Below are 15001 nucleotides of genomic sequence, written 5' to 3'. Positions count from 1 at the left end.
ACAGAGTGACGCATGTGACCTGTGTGACGCAAACACCCCACCGTGACGGACGCGCACGCACGCCCTGTCCCACCCAGCCACTGGCGTTCTCACCCGGGCGGGTATGCCGTCAGGCGGGCTGCTGCTGGTCGGCGACGTCGCGCAGTCGCTGGGAGACGACCGTCGTCACGCCGTCGCCGCGCATGCTGACGCCGTAGAGGGCGTCGGCGATCTCCATCGTCTTCTTCTGGTGCGTGATGACGATGAGCTGCGAGCTGTCGCGCAGCTCCTCGAAGAGGGTGATGAGACGGCCGAGGTTGGCGTCGTCGAGGGCTGCCTCCACCTCGTCCATGATGTAGAAGGGCGACGGCCGCGCCTTGAAGATGGCGACGAGCAGGGCCACCGCGACGAGCGAGCGCTCGCCACCGGAGAGCAGCGAGAGCCGCTTGATCTTCTTGCCCGGCGGGCGGGCCTCGACCTCGAGCCCGGTCGTCAGCATGTTGCCGGGATCGGTGAGCACGAGGCGCCCCTCACCCCCGGGGAAGAGCCGCTGGAAGACGCGCTCGAACTGCACCGCGGTGTCGGCGAAGGCCTCGGCGAAGACCTTCTCGACGCGCTCGTCGACCTCCTTGACGATGTCGAGCAGGTCGCGCTTGCTGTTGCGCAGGTCCTCGAGCTGCTCCGTGAGGAACTTGTGCCGCTCCTCGAGAGCCGAGAACTCCTCCAGCGCAAGGGGGTTGATACGGCCCAGGGCCCCGAGCTTGCGCTCGGCCGCCCGCAGCCGCTTCTCCTGCACCTCACGGACGAACGGCACCGGGGCGGGCGGCTCGGCCGAGGGGTCGGCATCGGGGTCGGGCACGAAGGGGACGAGCCGGTCGGGGCCGAACTCCTCGACGAGCGCGTCGGGCGAGATGCCGAGCTCCTCGACCGCCCGGGTCTCGAGCTGCTCGATGCGCAGGCGCTGCTGGGTGCGGGCGACCTCGTCGCGGTGCACGGAGTCGGTGAGCTCGCGCAGCTCGGCCTGCAGCACCGCGAGGTCGCGGCGCACGACGGCGAGCTCGGCGTCGCGCTCGGTGCGCGCGGCCTCACCGGCCGCCCGGACTCGACCGGCCTCCTCCGCGGAGCGCGACAGCAGGTCGTGAGCCCAGGTGGAGGCGGTGCGCACGGCCTCGGCGACGGCTGCCTCGCGGCGCCGTCGGGCCTGCTTCTCGGCCAGGCGCTGGCGGGCCTGCTCCTCGTGGCGGGCGCTCCGCTCGAGCGCGTCGGCACGGTCCTTGAGCGCGCGGGCCCGCTCCTCACGGGTGCGCAGCCCGAGGCGCAGCTCGGTCTCCGTCGTGCGGGCTTCACGGGCAAGGGCGTCGAGGCGGTCGCGCTCGGCCGTCGAGGGATCGGCCTCGATCTCGCCCTCGCCGCTCGCGGCCTCGAGGCGCTCGAGAAGCGCGGCGTGCTCGGCCTGGTCGCTCTCGAGAGCGGCGCTCGCGTCGGCGATGGCCTTCTCCGTGCGCTCGACCTCGGCGCGGGCGGCGCGGAGGGCCTGCCCGAGCGAGCCGAGCCTCTCGGCGATCGCCGCCATCCGGGCGTCGCTCTCGTTGAGCCGCTCGAGGGTCGCCTCGACGGCCTCGGCCAGCTCGGCGCGCGTCGCCTCCGCGGCGGCCGCACGGAAGCGAGCCTGCTCGCCGTCGCGGGTGGCCGCTGCCATCCGCGTCTGCGCGTCCTCGAGTGCGGCCTGCAGCTCGAGCAGGCTCGGGGCCGACGTGCTGCCGCCCCGCACCGTACCGGGCGCGTAGACGTCGCCGGCGCGGGTCACCGCGGTGAGCCCGGGGTGCGAGCGCACGAGCCGGACGGCGTCGGCATCGGTGGTCACGAGCGCGACCCTCTCGAGCACCTGCTCGACGGCGGGACGCACCGAGTCCGGGCAACCGACGACCTTACGGGCCCAGCGGGCGCCGTCCGGGAGGGCCGGCCACGAGCGGGGGTCGACGGGGGTGGCCGACTCGGCGACGAGCAGGCTGGCCCGGCCGGAGTCGTCGTCGCGCAGGGCGTCGAGCGCGATGGCTGCTGCGTCGAGCGAGCCGACCGCCAGCGCCTCGGCTGCCGACCCGAGCGCAGCGGCGACAGCGTTCTCGAGGCCGGCCTCGACGGTGACGAGCGAGGCGACGGAGCCGAGGATCTCGTGGGCGTCGTCGGAGGCGGCGAGCAGGGCGGCGGCGCCGTCCTTGCGGCGGAGGCTGAGCTCGAGGGCCTCGACGCGGGCAGCCGCGGTGGTGCGGGCGCGCTCGGCCGTGGCCTCGGCCTCCTTCCAGCGAGCGAGCTCCGCCTCGGCGGCGTCGAGCCGCTCGGCGGCCTCCTCGTAGGCGGTGTCGAGACCCTCCTCGCCCTCCTCGTCCTGGGCGACGCTGGCCTCCAGCCGGGCGAACTCACGCTCGGCCTCGGCCGCGCGGGCCTGGCCCTGGGCCACGGTGGCCCGCAGTCGACCGATCTCGGCCTCTCGCGCCTCGATGCGCGAGGCCTTGGCGCCAACCTGGCCGCCGAGCTTGGCCAGCCCTTCACGGCGGTCGGCGGCGGCGCGCGCGGCGCGGGCGAGCCGCGAGGTCTCCTCGGCGTGGCTGCGCTCGGCAGCGGTGCGGGCCAGCACGGCCTCCTCGAGGGCTGCCTTGGCGGCGGCGATCTCGGCGACGAGGGCCTGCTCCTGCTCGCGCACCTGGGCGGACTGCGACCGCAGCTGCTCGGGGTCGCGGGACTGACCGACGGGCTCGGGCTCGTCGTCCTCGGAGAGCAGGCGCACACGCTCGGCGGCCAGGGAGCGTGTCGCGGCCAGCCGCTCGACGAGCCGGCCGACGGCGACGTAGTCGTCCTGGGCGCGGGTCAGCGCGGGCCGGGCCTGCTCGGCGGCTGACTCGAGGGCGGCGAGCCGGGCAGCCAGCTCGGCCATGGCCGCCTCGACCTCGGTGCGCCGCTGGATGAGGGCGGACTCGTCGGCGACCTCCTGCTCGAGGGTCGAGGTGAGCTGCACGAGGTCGTCGGCGAGCAGTCGCAGGCGCGCGTCGCGAGCGTCTGCCTGGATGACCGCGGCCTTGCGGGCCGTCTCGGCCTGCCGTCCGAGCGGGCCGAGCTGGCGGCGGATCTCGCCGGTGAGATCCTGCACGCGGGTGAGGTTGGACTCCATCGTCTCGAGCTTGCGAAGCGCACGTTCCTTGCGCTTGCGGTGCTTGAGGACACCCGCGGCCTCCTCGATGAAGCCGCGGCGCTCCTCCGGGGTGGCTCGGAGCACGGTGTCGAGCTGGCCCTGGCCGACGATGACGTGCATCTCGCGTCCGATGCCGCTGTCGCTCAGCAGCTCCTGCACGTCGAGCAGGCGGCACGGGGTGCCGTTGATCGAGTAGTCGGAGCCGCCGTTGCGGAACATCGTGCGGGCGATCGTCACCTCGGTGTAGTCGATCGGGAGCGCACCGTCGGTGTTGTCGATCGTCAGGGCGACCTCGGCGCGGCCGAGCGGCGCACGCCCTGCGGTGCCGGCGAAGATGACGTCCTCCATCTTGCCGCCGCGCAGCGACTTCGCGCCCTGCTCGCCCATGACCCACGCGAGCGCGTCGACGACGTTGGACTTGCCGGAGCCGTTGGGGCCCACGATGCACGTGATGCCAGGCTCGAGCCGCAGGTGGGTCGCCGAGGCGAAGGACTTGAAGCCCTTCAGGGTGAGGCTCTTGACGTACACGGGAGGTGAAGTTCCTTCGTCCTGCGATCGGCGATCCCGGTCAGCGTACTAGCCGGGCCGAGCGACCCCGGGGAGGCGAGCGCTCCCGGGCCTCGCGGCATACCGTGGCGGGGTGAGCTCGCAGCCCCCGCAGGACCCGTATGCCGTGACCTCGATCGAGCGGCTGCTCGAGGTCTATCCGCTCTCCCCCGCGCCCAACTCCCTCGCCAAGGAGTCGGTGACGATCCTGCCGACGCACGCCCGCGTCATCGCGGCCTCGCCGTTCTGCGTCATCGCGACGGTGGGCGACGGCGGACTCGACCAGTCGCCCCGCGGCGACGCGCCCGGCTTCGTCACGGTGCGCGACGAACGCACGCTCGTCGTGCCCGACCGCCGGGGCAACAACCGGCTCGACACCCTGCGCAATGTCGTCGCCGACCCACGGGTCGGGCTGGTCTTCCTCGTGCCGGGTGTCGGTGAGGAGCTACGCGTACGCGGCACCGCCGTCGTGTCGACCGACCCCGCCGAGCTCGCTCGCCACGAGGTCCGGGGTGTCCGGCCGGCCTCGGTGCTCGTCGTGACCGTCGAGCGGGTCTACTTCCAGTGCGCCCGAGCCATCAAGCGAAGTCGTCTGTGGGACAACGAGGCTCGCGTCGACCCAGGCACGGTGCCCTCCGCCGGGCAGATGACGCGCGAGGCCGGTGGCTTCGGGTCCGACGACGAGGCCGCGGACTACGACCGGGAGCTCGACGCTCGTCAGGACGCCACGCTCTACTGACCGGGTGCCCTACTCCTCGCCGGCAGCGATGCGCTCGTGGTGGTGGATGACCTCGGCGATGATGAAGGAGAGGAACTTCTCGGCGAAGACGGGGTCGAGGCCGGCCTCGTCGGCCAGGGCCCGCAACCGCGCGACCTGCCGCTCCTCGCGGGCCGGGTCGGCTGCGGGCAGGTGCCGCTCGGCCTTGAGCTGACCGACCTGCTGGGTGCACTTGAAGCGCTCGGCGAGCAGGTGCACGAGGGCGGCGTCGATGTTGTCGATGCTGCTGCGCAGCCGCGCGAGCTCCGTGGGGATCTCCGTGGAGATCCCGGGCGGGATCTCGGTCGGGATCTCGCCTCCGGGCCGGGTCGCGTCGCTCACCTGTGCAGCGTAGGTCGTCGTCGCCACGTGGGCGTCGGGGGTTTCGTCCGCTGGGACGGCGTCGTGACACGCCGCCGCCGGACGCCAACGGGCCGTGCCGGCCACTCCCAGCGGCGCCAGCAGCCCCGACCCCGGCAGTCCTAGCGCTCCACGAACGAGGTGATCCCGTCCTTCGCGGCACTGCGCTGCGACACCACCTGCGTGACGCGCCCCGGGCGACGGGCTGTCGAGGGCACCTCGGTGAGCAGCTCCTGGAGGCGGTCGACCGCATCGGGCGGCCCTTGAGCGACGACCTCCACCCTGCCGTCCACGGTGTTGCGCGCGTGCCCGACGAGACCCAGCTCGAGCGCCCGGGCGCGGACCCACCAGCGGAAGCCGACGCCCTGCACGTAGCCGTGCACGAAGAAGGTGCCCCGCACCGGTTCGGCCGCGGACGACTCGCTCGCATCCATGACCCCACGGTATGCCGCCGGGCGGGGCCGCGTGGGACGGTGGCGACCCGCTCGAGCGCACTCCACGCATACCGTCGTGGCGGGGCGGAGACGCGCCGCGCGCCTCCGTCGCGCGTGTCCCACCCGTCACTATGCTCACGACAAGCACACCGGGGTTGCAGCGGACCTCCCGTCCGACGCGTCTCCCCGGCGCCCGAGGAGGGAGCGGCGTGACGACGTCGGCGAGGCCGCTGGGGCAGGAGCGCACCGCTTCCGCCGAGGTGGCGACCGGATCGATCCCCGTGGGCGGCCGGCATCCCCGTGACCGCATCGAGGGACTCGACGGCCTGCGGGCCCTCGCGATCGTCGGCGTGCTCATCTACCACCTCGACGCGGCGTGGCTGCCCGGCGGCTTCCTCGGCGTCGAGGTCTTCTTCGTCGTGTCGGGCTTCCTCATCACGACCCTGCTCGTTCGCGAGCACCGGCGCACCGGGCGGATCGCCCTCTCCCAGTTCTGGGTGCGCAGGGCCCGGCGGCTGCTGCCCGCCCTCGTCCTCTGTGTCGTGACGAGCGTGCTCATCGCCCGGGTCGTCAGTGCCGACCTGCTCGTCGACGTCGGGCGGCAGATGGTGGGCGCCCTGACCTTCTCGACGAACTGGCTCGAGATCACCGCGGGGTCGAGCTACTTCGACCAGACGGCGCCGCAGCTGTTCATGAACTTCTGGTCGCTGGCGGTCGAGGAGCAGTTCTACCTCCTCTGGCCGCTCATCACCATCGGCCTCCTCGCCTTCTCGAGCCGGGTCAGGGTGGCGGCCGCGGTCGCCATCGGCGGCGGCTCGGCGCTGCTCATGGCGCTGCTCTACGTGCCCGACAGCGACGCCACCCGCGTCTACTACGGCACCGACACCCACCTCATCGGCCTCATGGCCGGGGCGGCGCTGGCCTTCGCGTGGGCCAGCCCCCGCCTGGCTCGCTTCGTCACGCCGTCCCACTGGGGGCGGTTCGGCTGGGTCGCCGGACCACTCGCCGGCATCGTCCTCGTGACCGAGATGCTCCTGCTGGACGAGCAGGAGGCGCTGACCTTCCGCGGCGGGATCGCCCTCGCCGCCCTGGCGACGACCGTGCTCATCATCGGCGTCATCGACCCGGCGCCCGCGGCGACCGGCGGCCCGACGGTGCTCCAGCGCATCGCCCGCCATCGCGCGGCGACGTGGATCGGCGCGCGCTCCTACTCGATCTACCTCTGGCACTGGCCGGTCATCCTGCTCGTCGCCCTCGACAACCCGTCGGCCCCGGGCACCCTCTCGCACGTGCTGACGCGCTTGTGGTGCGTCGTCGTGACGCTGGCCCTGGCCGATCTCACCTACCGCTTCGTCGAGGGGCCGTTCCGCACCCTCGGCTTCCGGGGCGTCGGTGCGCGGGTGCTGGACCGGGCCGCCGCGCTGTCGGTGCCGACCCGGCGAGGCGTGGCAGCACTCGTCGTCGTCGCCGCCGCGCTCGTCACCGGCATCGTCGTCACGGCGCCCGCCCAGAGCGAGACGGCACGGATGCTCGCCGCCAACGAGGCGGCGGCCGAGGCCGACGAGCCGAGCCCGCTGCCATCGGGCGCTGCCGCCACCGGTTCGCCGTCGGGGCAGCCCAGTGCGGTGCCGAGTGCGGTGCCGACGGGCCTCAACGCCACCTTCACGATGCCCGCCGGCACGGACATCGACGCCTACGGCGACTCCATCATGGTCGGCAGTCTCGCGGCGATGCGCTACTACTTCCCCGGCATCCGCATCGACGCCAAGTCCAACCGCAGGTGGTCCGACGCGGTGACGCAGGTGACGGCGCGAGGGGATGCCAACCGCCGTGCGGTCGTCCTGGCGTTCGGCACCAACGCCGGCGTCGACGAGGACGGCGTGGTCAAGGTGCTCGACGAGCTCGGCCCCAACCGGATGATCGTCCTCGTCAACGTCATGGGGCCCTTCAGCCGCATCGAGAAGGACAACGCGAAGCTCGAGGCCGTCGCACGCGGGCGCAGCAACGTCGCCATCGCCGACTGGGCCTCAGCAGTGCGGGCCCACCCGGAGCAGGTCCAGTCCGACCGGATCCACCCGACCATCAAGGGCGCTCACCTCTTCTCCAACGCAGTGCGACAGGCGCTGGCCGAGATCTCCGAGCGCAACACGGGCAAGCCAGTCGTCCTCAAGGACCTCCCGATCCCCTGACCCCGATCGAAAGAGCAGTTTGTCGTCGAGGCCGCTCACGGCCGAGCCGACGAACTGCTCTTTCGATTGGGTGGGGGCGGTCAGCTGTGGTCTGGCGCGGCGTGGGCGACCACGTCGTCTCCGACGCGGATCGTGGCACCGGGTGCGAGGGGCAGCACGGGCGTCAGGCGGACGCCGAACCACGTCGCGCCCGCCCACTTCCGGTGCCTCGCCAGGGTGCGGATCGGCTCCTGCGCGCTCTCGCCCGTCGCCCGGTCGATCGTCGTCATGACGCAGCGGTCGCACACCATCGTGGCCCGGAACGGCACGTCGCCGATGCGGACCTCCGTCCACGAGTCCTCGGCGAACGGCTCCCGACCGCCGACGACGACGTTGGGCCGGAAGCGGTCGTGCCCCAGGGGCACTCTCGGCTGCTCTCCACGCTCCAGCGCGGTCTCGGCCACCCAGTCGTTGAGCCGACGCAGCGATGCCTCGGAGGTGACGTGCAGCGGCGCCGCGTCCGAGAGCGAGTTGCGGTCTCCCTCCACGCCGCCCATCTCCGGCCGGATCGGACGGTGCGTGCCGTCGTCCTGCCACACGAGCCGCAACGGGCGCCCGAGCCGCTCGGTCAGCCAGTGATCGGCCTCGTCGCCCGCCGGGCGAGCAGTCTCCTGCCCGGAGAACCGGACCGCCACGGGTGCCGCGTCACGCGGGGGCGCCACCTCGAGGGCGTCCCCTCCCGGCGACACCAGCCGAACCGCACCGTGCTCGAGGGGCTCGGCCCTCAGGCCGAGGAGGGCGCGCTCCTCTCGAGCCGTGACCTTGGTGCCGTGCGGGTCGACGACGGCCCACCGGCGGTCACCCCGCAGCCCCCGCTCCTCCACCGCCGCCTCGGCGAGCGAGACTCCCGCGAGCGACTTGACGGGGTATGCCGTCAACGACGTGACGCGCACGGGCGCGGCGAGCATCACTCCGCCAGCCAGGCGGCATACGCGTCGAAGGTGTAGGGGCGGCCGAGGAAGTCCTCGACGAGGTCGGCGGCGTCGCGCCGACCACCTTGCGACAGCACCTTGTCGCGGTAGGCTCCCGCGACCTCGGGGTCGAAGAGGTCGTGACGGTCGAACGCGGAGAACATGTCCTTGGCGATGACGAGCGACCACATGTAGGTGTAGTAGGCCGAGCTGTAGCCGTCGAGGTGACCGAAGTGGCACTGCATGTGGGTGCCTTCGAGGTAGGGGAAGACGGAGTAGCGCGCCATCAGCTCGCGCAAGCGCGCCGTGAGGTCATCGGTCTCGTTGACGTGGAAGTCGTAGGACAGCGCTGCGTAGAACATCTGGGTGCGGGCGTCGTAGCCCTTGCCGAAGTCGTCGGCACGCCGCATCGCCTCGACGAGGTCGGCCGGGATGGTCTCGCCGTCGGCGTTGCGGGCGAAGGTCGCGAGCACCTCCGGGTCCCAGGCCCACTCCTCGAGCATCTGGCTCGGCGCCTCCACGAAGTCCCACTCGGTCGCGACGCCCGAGAAGCGCACCCACTCGGTGCGCCCGGCGAGCACGTGGTGCACGAGGTGCCCGAACTCGTGGAAGAGGGTGACGACCTCGTCGTGCTCGAGCAGGCCGCGGTTGAAGTTGCAGACGAGCACCCCTTCGGCGAGCTGGACGTCCGTGACACCGCGGACGAGGTCGAACTGGGCCGCGTGCTTGTACTTGCCGTCGCGCGGGTGCAGGTCGAGGTGGATGCGCCCGATCCGCTCGCCCTCGAACGACACGTCGTAGGTCGCCACCTCCTCGTGCCAGGTGCGGGCCTCCTCACGGGGCACCGGCACCCACTCGAGGCCGAAGAGCCGGCCGGTCACGTCGAGAAGGCCCTGGCGCACCGCCTCGAAGGGGAAGTACGTGCGCACCCGCTGGGCGTCGACGGCGAGCTGCTCCTTGCGAACGAGCTCGGCGTAGTACGGGGCGGCGGCGCCGTCGATGTCGGTGGCCTCGGGGCGGTCCTGCCGGAGCCGCTCGAGGAGCACTGCCTTGTCACGCTCGGCGCTCGCGGTCGACAGCTCGGTGATGCGGTCGATGAACTCGGCGATGGCGGAGCCCTTGCCGATCATCTTGACCTCGGCGTCGTAGTCGGCCCACGAGGCGTAACCGAGGAGCGCGGCGTGCTCACGCCGGACGGCGAAGATGTCCTGGAGCACCCGGTCGTTGGCGGGCCAGGCGATCGTCAGGAACTGGGTGACGAGGTCGCGACGCGCCTGCGCGTCGCGCGCGAAGGTGCGGAAGGGCACGATGTCCGGGTAGTCGGTCGTCACCGCCACGAGCCCGTCGTCGCCCACCGGGTGCGCCGCCACCCAGTCGTCGGGCATGCCGGCGAGCTGCTCGGGCCGCACGCGGATGCTGCGCACGTCGCCGCGGATGTTCTTGCTGAACTCCTGGCTGAGCAGCACGGCCCGCTCGGAGAGCTCGCGCAGTCGCGCCCGCGTCGCCTCGTCGCGGTCGACGCCCGAGCGGCGGAAGTCGCGCAGCGTGCGCTCCAGCACGCGCGACGCGTCGGCGTCGAGGCCGTTGCTGTCGACCGCGGCGAGGACGGCATACAGCTCGGTGTCGAGGCCGAGGTCGGTGTCGAGCTTCTGGACGTCCTGCGCGACCTTCTCGGCGCGCTCGCGCACGGCCTTGTCGGGGTGGACCTCGGCGAAGAGCGAGCCCACGGACGCGGCGTTGGACAACGCGAGCTGCGCGTCGTTCCACAGCCGAAGGACCTCAAGCCCCTCGCTCGGGGGCTCGCTCTTCAGCTCGCCCACGAGGGCACGAGCGCGGACGAGCTGCTCCTGCCCACGCTCGGTGACCCAGTCGAGCCAGGCGTCGTCGGAGGGCAGCGGCAGCGATGTGGGTGTCGTCGTCACAGAGGGCACTGTATGCCGCCCTCCCGGCGCCGCGTCGACGGCTTTCCCCAGGGCGCGGCCGGCCTCTCAGTCCCAGAGGCTCATCGACCGACCGATGATGCCGGCGAGATCGTCGGCCGTGACCTCCCGGGGGCTCGTCGCAAGGAGCCGCTGCTGGGCGAGCGCGCCCTCGACGAGACCGTCGACGTCGCGCTCGTCGTAGCCCACGGCATACAGCCCGTTCGGCATGTCGATGTCGCGCATGAGGTCGCGCAGCACACCGGGCAGCACGTCACGGGGCTCGGACTGCCAGCGCGGCCCGTGCCCCGGGTCGAGGAGCCGGGCCGCCGCGAGGTGGCGCTCCGGAGCCGCGTCGAAGGTCCAGCGGAACGCCTCCGGTGCCGTCAGCGCCACGGCCATGCCGTGCGGCACCATCGGTTCCTCCCTCGGGTAGTCGGCGGGGTGGAAGCCGCGCACCCGACCGGCGATGGGGTAGGCGTTGGCGTGGGGCACGTGCACCCCGGCGTTGCCGAAACCGAGCCCCGCGAAGGTGGCCGCGAGCGCCATCTCACCGCGAGCCCCGGCGCCGGCTCCGTCGTGGACAGCGGCGCGAAAGGCGCCCGCCAGCAAGGACATCGAGCGCTCTGCCCACATGTCGGAGATCGGGTTGCTCCCGCAGTACGGCACGCGCTGCTCCGGCCGCTTGCGCTCGTAGCTCGTGAACGGGCGCGCGGTCCAGCTCTCGAGCGCGTGGCAGAGGATGTCCATGCCGGCGCTCGCCGTGACACCCGCCGGCTGCGTCACGGTGAGGTCGGGGTCGACGATCGCGAGCACCGGACGCAGCCGGACGTGGCTGATGCCGGTCTTGACCTCGAGGGCGAGGACGTCGAGGACGCAGATCGTCGTGCTCTCGGCCCCCGTGCCCGTCGTCGTCGGGACGGCGACGAGCGGCAGGAGGGGGCGCTGCGGCGCCCGCCCCGCCCCGACCGGCGCATTGACGTAGTCCATGAGGTCGCCGCCGTTGCTGAGGATGAGGTCGACGGCCTTGGCGGTGTCGATCGACGAGCCTCCACCCACCGCGACGACGGCGTCGAAGGGTCCGTCGGCGCGAGCCCGGGCGATCGCCACCTCGAGGCTCGCGTCCGTGGGCTCGACGTGTGCCGAGTCGTGCACCACGGCCACGAGCCCGGCTCGGCGCAGCGCCTCGGCGACCAGGTCCGGCGCCCCGGTGGCGAGGACGCCGGCGTCGGTGACGACGAGGACCCGGGAGGCCCCGAGGGCCGCGACGTCGTGCCCGATCTCCAGGGCGGCCCCCGTGCCGAACTTCAGCGCCGGCGCGCCGTAGGTGAAGACGGACTCGGGCTGCGTCGGCGACCACGTCATGCCGCGATTGTGGCACCGACGGGCACCTACGCTGGAGACATGACGTCTCGCCCGACCCTCGTCGTCGGCGCCGGCCAGGCCGGCATCTCGCTCGTCGCGGAGCTTCGGGCGCTCGGCGACAAGCGGCCCGTCGTGCTCGTCGGCGACGAGGACGAGCCGCCCTACGAGCGCCCTCCCCTGTCGAAGGGCTACCTGCGCGGAGAGCACAACCGCTCCTCGCTCACGCTGCGCGATGCGGCCTGGTGCGCCGAGCACGGCGTCGAGCTCGTCACCGGCGATGCCGTCGTGTCGATCGAGCGGGGCGACGAGGGCGGCCTCGCCCTCACACGGTCGGGCCGCCACCTCGACTTCGACCGGCTCGCCCTGACGACCGGGGCGTCCGAGGCCGCGCTGCCCGTCGACGGGGCCGAGCTCGACCGGGTGCTCACGCTGCGCACCGTCCGCGACGCCGACCTTCTCGCCGCCGCCCTGCGCGACAGTCGCGATGTCGTCGTCGTCGGCGGTGGCTTCATCGGTCTCGAGGTGGCGGCCAGCGCCCGCCTGCTCGGGGCGACGGTGACGGTCGTCGAGGCGGCCGACCGGCTGCTCGCACGCTCGGTGACGCCGGTCCTGTCGGACTTCTACCTCGCCGCGCACGAGCGCCGCGGCACGAGAGTGCTCCTCGGCACGACGGCGGTGCGCATCCACGGCACCGCCGACCGGGCCGAGGCGGTCGTCCTCGACGACGGGCGCGAGCTGCGCGCCGACCTCGTCGTCGTCGGCATCGGGGCGCTCCCCCGCACCGACCTCGCCGCGGCCATGGGCCTCGAGGTCGAGCCCCGCGGCATCGTCGTCGACCGCCGGGCGCTCACCTCCGACGGCGCCACGGTGGCCGCCGGGGACTGCACCGTCGGGCCCAATCCCTTCACCCGCGGCCGCCCCGGACGACTCCGGCTCGAGAGCGTGGCGCACGCGACCGACCAGGCGCGGGTGGCGGCGGCGACCCTCCTCGGCCACGACACGGCATACGCCTCGGTGCCGTGGTTCTGGAGCGACCAGGGCGACCTCCGCCTGCAGATCGCCGGACTCCCCCACGGAGCCGACCAGCTCGTCATCCGAGGCGAGCTGGGCTCCGAGTCGTTCTCGCTCCTGTCCTACCGAGAGGGCCTGCTCATCGCCATCGAGGCGGTCGGTGCGAGCGCCGACTACGTCGTGGTCAAGCGGGCGCTCGAGCGGGGTATGACCGTTCCGGCCAACCTCGCAGCGGACCCGTCGATCCCCCTGCGCCGCGGGCTGCAGACCGCCGTCACCGGCACGAGCGACCCCCCGAACAACCCGCCTCCCAGCGCGCCGAGATCCTGACGTGCGGGCCCGCGGGGCCGGCGCTGGCGTGAGGCGTCGCCCCTCGAAGGGACTGATCGCATGCCCGGCTTGTCGTCCTTGTCCGACGACGCCACCCGTCCCGCGCCGAAGCGCCGTCTGTCAGGCCACTGACCGGCGTCGCGGACGCGGCTGGCAGACGGGGCAGGAGAACGACGACCGGTTCATGAAGTGCTCGCGGCGCATCGGCGCGCCGCACCGGTCGCACGGGGTGCCCGCGCGGCCGTAGGCATGGAGCGAGCGGTCGAAGTAGCCGCTCGCTCCGTTGACGTTGACGTAGAGCGAGTCGAAGCTCGTGCCCCCGTGCCCGAGGGCCTCGCCCATGACGTCGCGGGCGTGGTCGAGGATGCGCGAGAGGGTCGGCTTCGTGAGGGCCGAGCACAGCCGCTCCCCGTGCACCTTCGCGCGCCACAGTGCCTCGTCGGCGTAGATGTTGCCGATGCCGGAGACGAGGGTCTGGTCGAGCAGGGCACGCTTGACCGCGCTGTCGCGCAGCTTCATCCGTCGCACGACGGCCGCCTGGTCGTAGGCCGCCTCGAAGGGGTCGGGCGCGATGTGCGCGACCGCCTGCGGTATGCCGTCCGCCCCGAGAGGCGACAGCGCGAGTCCCCCGAAGGTACGTTGGTCGACGAACCGCAGCTGCGGCCCCCCGTCGGAGAAGTCGAAGCGCGCGTGGCAGTGCTTCTCGAGGGGTGCGTCGGCCGGCTCGACGAGCATCTGGCCGCTCATCCCGAGGTGGACGATGAGGGCGTCCTCGCCGTCGAGGGCGAGCCAGAGGTACTTCCCTCGACGCGAGGCCGCGGTGACGGTGACGTCGTGGAGGCGGCCGGCGAGGTCCTCGGCGCCGGCGTCGTGGCGGCGCGCCACGCGGACGCCACTGATGCGGGCGCGCGCGATGTGGCGGCCGACGACGTGGTCCTGCAGACCACGCCGCACCACCTCGACCTCAGGCAGCTCCGGCACGCGACGGTCAGAGGCCGGGCGAGCCCGTGGACGAGCTCGTGGCGCCGGTCGTGACGGCGCGCCGGACCTCGATGGCGTGCCAGGCCTGCTTGGCCGCCTTCTGCTCGGCCTCCTTCTTGCTGCGGCCCCGGCCCTCACCCAGGACCTCGTCGCCGAAGACCACGCGAGCGTGGAACTCCTTCTCGTGGTCGGGCCCCTGCTCGTCGACGCGGTAGTCGGGTGAGCCGAGCGAGACGCTCGCAGCCATCTCCTGCAGGCTCGTCTTCCAGTCGAGACCGGCGCCGAGCGTCGCCGCCTCCTCGATGATGGCGTCGAAGTGGTGGTGCACGAAGTCCGATGCTCGCTCGATGCCGGCGGAGAGGAAGACCGTGCCGATGAGCGCCTCGAGGGTGTCGGCGAGGATCGAGGCCTTGTCGCGGCCGCCGGTCGCCTCCTCGCCCTTGCCGAGCATGACGTACTCGCCGAGGTCGAAGGTGCGGGCGACGTCGGCCAGCGCCCGCATGTTGACGACGGCAGCGCGCAGCTTGGCGAGCTGACCCTCCGGGAGGTCGGGGTGCCCTCGGTAGAGCGCGTCGGTGACGACGAGACCGAGCACCGAGTCGCCGAGGAACTCGAGGCGCTCGTTGTTGGGCAGCCCGCCGTTCTCGTAGGCGTACGACCGGTGCGTCAGGGCGCGCAGAAGCAGCGGCTCGTCGATGTCCTGGCCGACCACCTCGGTGAGGTGGGCAATCAGGGCATCGACGGGCCGCTGCGGCACCGCCGGAACACCCTGGGTGTCAGGGTTGCTCACGGCGGCGGTCAGCTCTGGTGCTCGGTGCGCTCCGCCACGGCGTAGTGGCGGCCCTTGTAGGTGCCGCAGGACGGGCACGCGATGTGCGGCTGGGCAGCCGAGCCACACTGGGGGCAGGTCGTGAGCGCGGTCGGCGTTGCCTTCCAGTTCGCGCGACGCGAACGGGTGTTGGAGCGCGACATCTTCCGCTTCGGGACGGCCAC

At 72.8% G+C, this 15001-nt stretch carries 12 protein-coding genes; 3 read left to right on the top strand and 9 right to left on the bottom strand.

Annotated elements, in window-relative coordinates; translation table 11 throughout:
- Window positions 1–109 precede the first annotated feature (109 nt).
- Entirely contained in the window at window positions 110–3694 is a 3585-nt protein-coding gene (gene smc / locus FBY41_RS12870) for a chromosome segregation protein SMC (RefSeq protein ID WP_141844628.1), read from the bottom strand.
- A gap of 112 nt (window positions 3695–3806) precedes the next feature.
- Here smc and FBY41_RS12865 point away from each other — a divergent pair, with 112 nt between their 5' ends.
- Window positions 3807–4451 (top strand): MSMEG_1061 family FMN-dependent PPOX-type flavoprotein, encoded by a 645-nt coding sequence (locus tag FBY41_RS12865; RefSeq protein ID WP_141844627.1) that lies wholly within the window; start codon window positions 3807–3809, stop codon window positions 4449–4451.
- 9 nt (window positions 4452–4460) lie between these two features.
- Here the strand turns inward: FBY41_RS12865 and FBY41_RS12860 are convergent, their stop codons facing one another.
- Window positions 4461–4757, bottom strand: a complete 297-nt coding sequence (locus tag FBY41_RS12860; RefSeq protein WP_221629301.1) for a chorismate mutase — start codon at window positions 4755–4757, stop codon at window positions 4461–4463.
- Between the two features lie 194 nt (window positions 4758–4951).
- Window positions 4952–5263 (bottom strand): acylphosphatase, encoded by a 312-nt coding sequence (locus FBY41_RS12855; RefSeq protein WP_141844626.1) that lies wholly within the window; start codon window positions 5261–5263, stop codon window positions 4952–4954.
- 209 nt (window positions 5264–5472) lie between these two features.
- Between FBY41_RS12855 and FBY41_RS12850 the strand changes: the two genes are divergently transcribed.
- Window positions 5473–7452 carry an acyltransferase family protein gene (locus FBY41_RS12850; RefSeq protein WP_260439743.1) on the top strand — a complete coding sequence of 660 codons (1980 nt, stop codon included), beginning with the start codon at window positions 5473–5475 and terminating at the stop codon, window positions 7450–7452.
- A gap of 80 nt (window positions 7453–7532) precedes the next feature.
- On the opposite strand, the gene FBY41_RS12845 is transcribed toward FBY41_RS12850, so the two are convergent.
- The 3 genes from FBY41_RS12845 to FBY41_RS12835 all read right to left on the bottom strand — a co-directional run bounded on the left by FBY41_RS12845 (window position 7533) and on the right by FBY41_RS12835 (window position 11686).
- Window positions 7533–8399, bottom strand: coding sequence for an MOSC domain-containing protein (locus FBY41_RS12845; RefSeq protein WP_260439807.1), 867 nt, complete (start codon window positions 8397–8399; stop codon window positions 7533–7535).
- Entirely contained in the window at window positions 8399–10324 is a 1926-nt protein-coding gene (locus FBY41_RS12840; RefSeq protein ID WP_141844624.1) for a M3 family metallopeptidase, read from the bottom strand. The genes FBY41_RS12845 and FBY41_RS12840 overlap by 1 nt, the downstream gene beginning before the upstream one ends.
- Before the next feature lie 66 nt (window positions 10325–10390).
- Window positions 10391–11686, bottom strand: coding sequence for a hydroxyacid-oxoacid transhydrogenase (locus tag FBY41_RS12835; RefSeq protein WP_141844623.1), 1296 nt, complete (start codon window positions 11684–11686; stop codon window positions 10391–10393).
- 39 nt (window positions 11687–11725) lie between these two features.
- On the opposite strand from FBY41_RS12835, the gene FBY41_RS12830 reads away from it, so the two are divergent.
- Window positions 11726–13027 carry an NAD(P)/FAD-dependent oxidoreductase gene (locus FBY41_RS12830; RefSeq protein ID WP_141844622.1) on the top strand — a complete coding sequence of 434 codons (1302 nt, stop codon included), beginning with the start codon at window positions 11726–11728 and terminating at the stop codon, window positions 13025–13027.
- Between the two features lie 120 nt (window positions 13028–13147).
- On the opposite strand, the gene mutM is transcribed toward FBY41_RS12830, so the two are convergent.
- From mutM to rpmF, 3 genes are read right to left on the bottom strand one after another with little or no spacing between them, the layout of a single operon-like run.
- Window positions 13148–14008 (bottom strand): bifunctional DNA-formamidopyrimidine glycosylase/DNA-(apurinic or apyrimidinic site) lyase, encoded by an 861-nt coding sequence (gene mutM, locus FBY41_RS12825; protein ID WP_141844621.1) that lies wholly within the window; start codon window positions 14006–14008, stop codon window positions 13148–13150.
- A 7-nt stretch (window positions 14009–14015) separates the two neighbouring features.
- The gene (gene rnc, locus FBY41_RS12820) at window positions 14016–14798 is read right to left on the bottom strand and encodes a ribonuclease III (RefSeq protein ID WP_260439742.1); all 783 of its coding nucleotides are present in this window, start codon (window positions 14796–14798) and stop codon (window positions 14016–14018) included.
- Window positions 14799–14806: 8 nt separating this feature from the next.
- The gene (rpmF, locus tag FBY41_RS12815) at window positions 14807–15001 is read right to left on the bottom strand and encodes a 50S ribosomal protein L32 (RefSeq protein WP_141819164.1); all 195 of its coding nucleotides are present in this window, start codon (window positions 14999–15001) and stop codon (window positions 14807–14809) included.

The sequence above is a fragment of the Humibacillus xanthopallidus genome (assembly GCF_006716675.1).
Taxonomy (GTDB): domain Bacteria; phylum Actinomycetota; class Actinomycetes; order Actinomycetales; family Dermatophilaceae; genus Humibacillus; species Humibacillus xanthopallidus_B.
This window is presented reverse-complemented; position numbering and strand designations above follow the sequence as displayed.

Coding starts and splice junctions, on each gene's coding strand:
- FBY41_RS12845 (WP_260439807.1), bottom strand. CDS start 8,399: ATGCTCGCCGCGCCCGTGCGCGTCACGTCGTTGACGGCATACCCCGTC.
- FBY41_RS12830 (WP_141844622.1), top strand. CDS start 11,726: ATGACGTCTCGCCCGACCCTCGTCGTCGGCGCCGGCCAGGCCGGCATC.
- FBY41_RS12835 (WP_141844623.1), bottom strand. CDS start 11,686: ATGACGTGGTCGCCGACGCAGCCCGAGTCCGTCTTCACCTACGGCGCG.
- FBY41_RS12855 (WP_141844626.1), bottom strand. CDS start 5,263: ATGGATGCGAGCGAGTCGTCCGCGGCCGAACCGGTGCGGGGCACCTTC.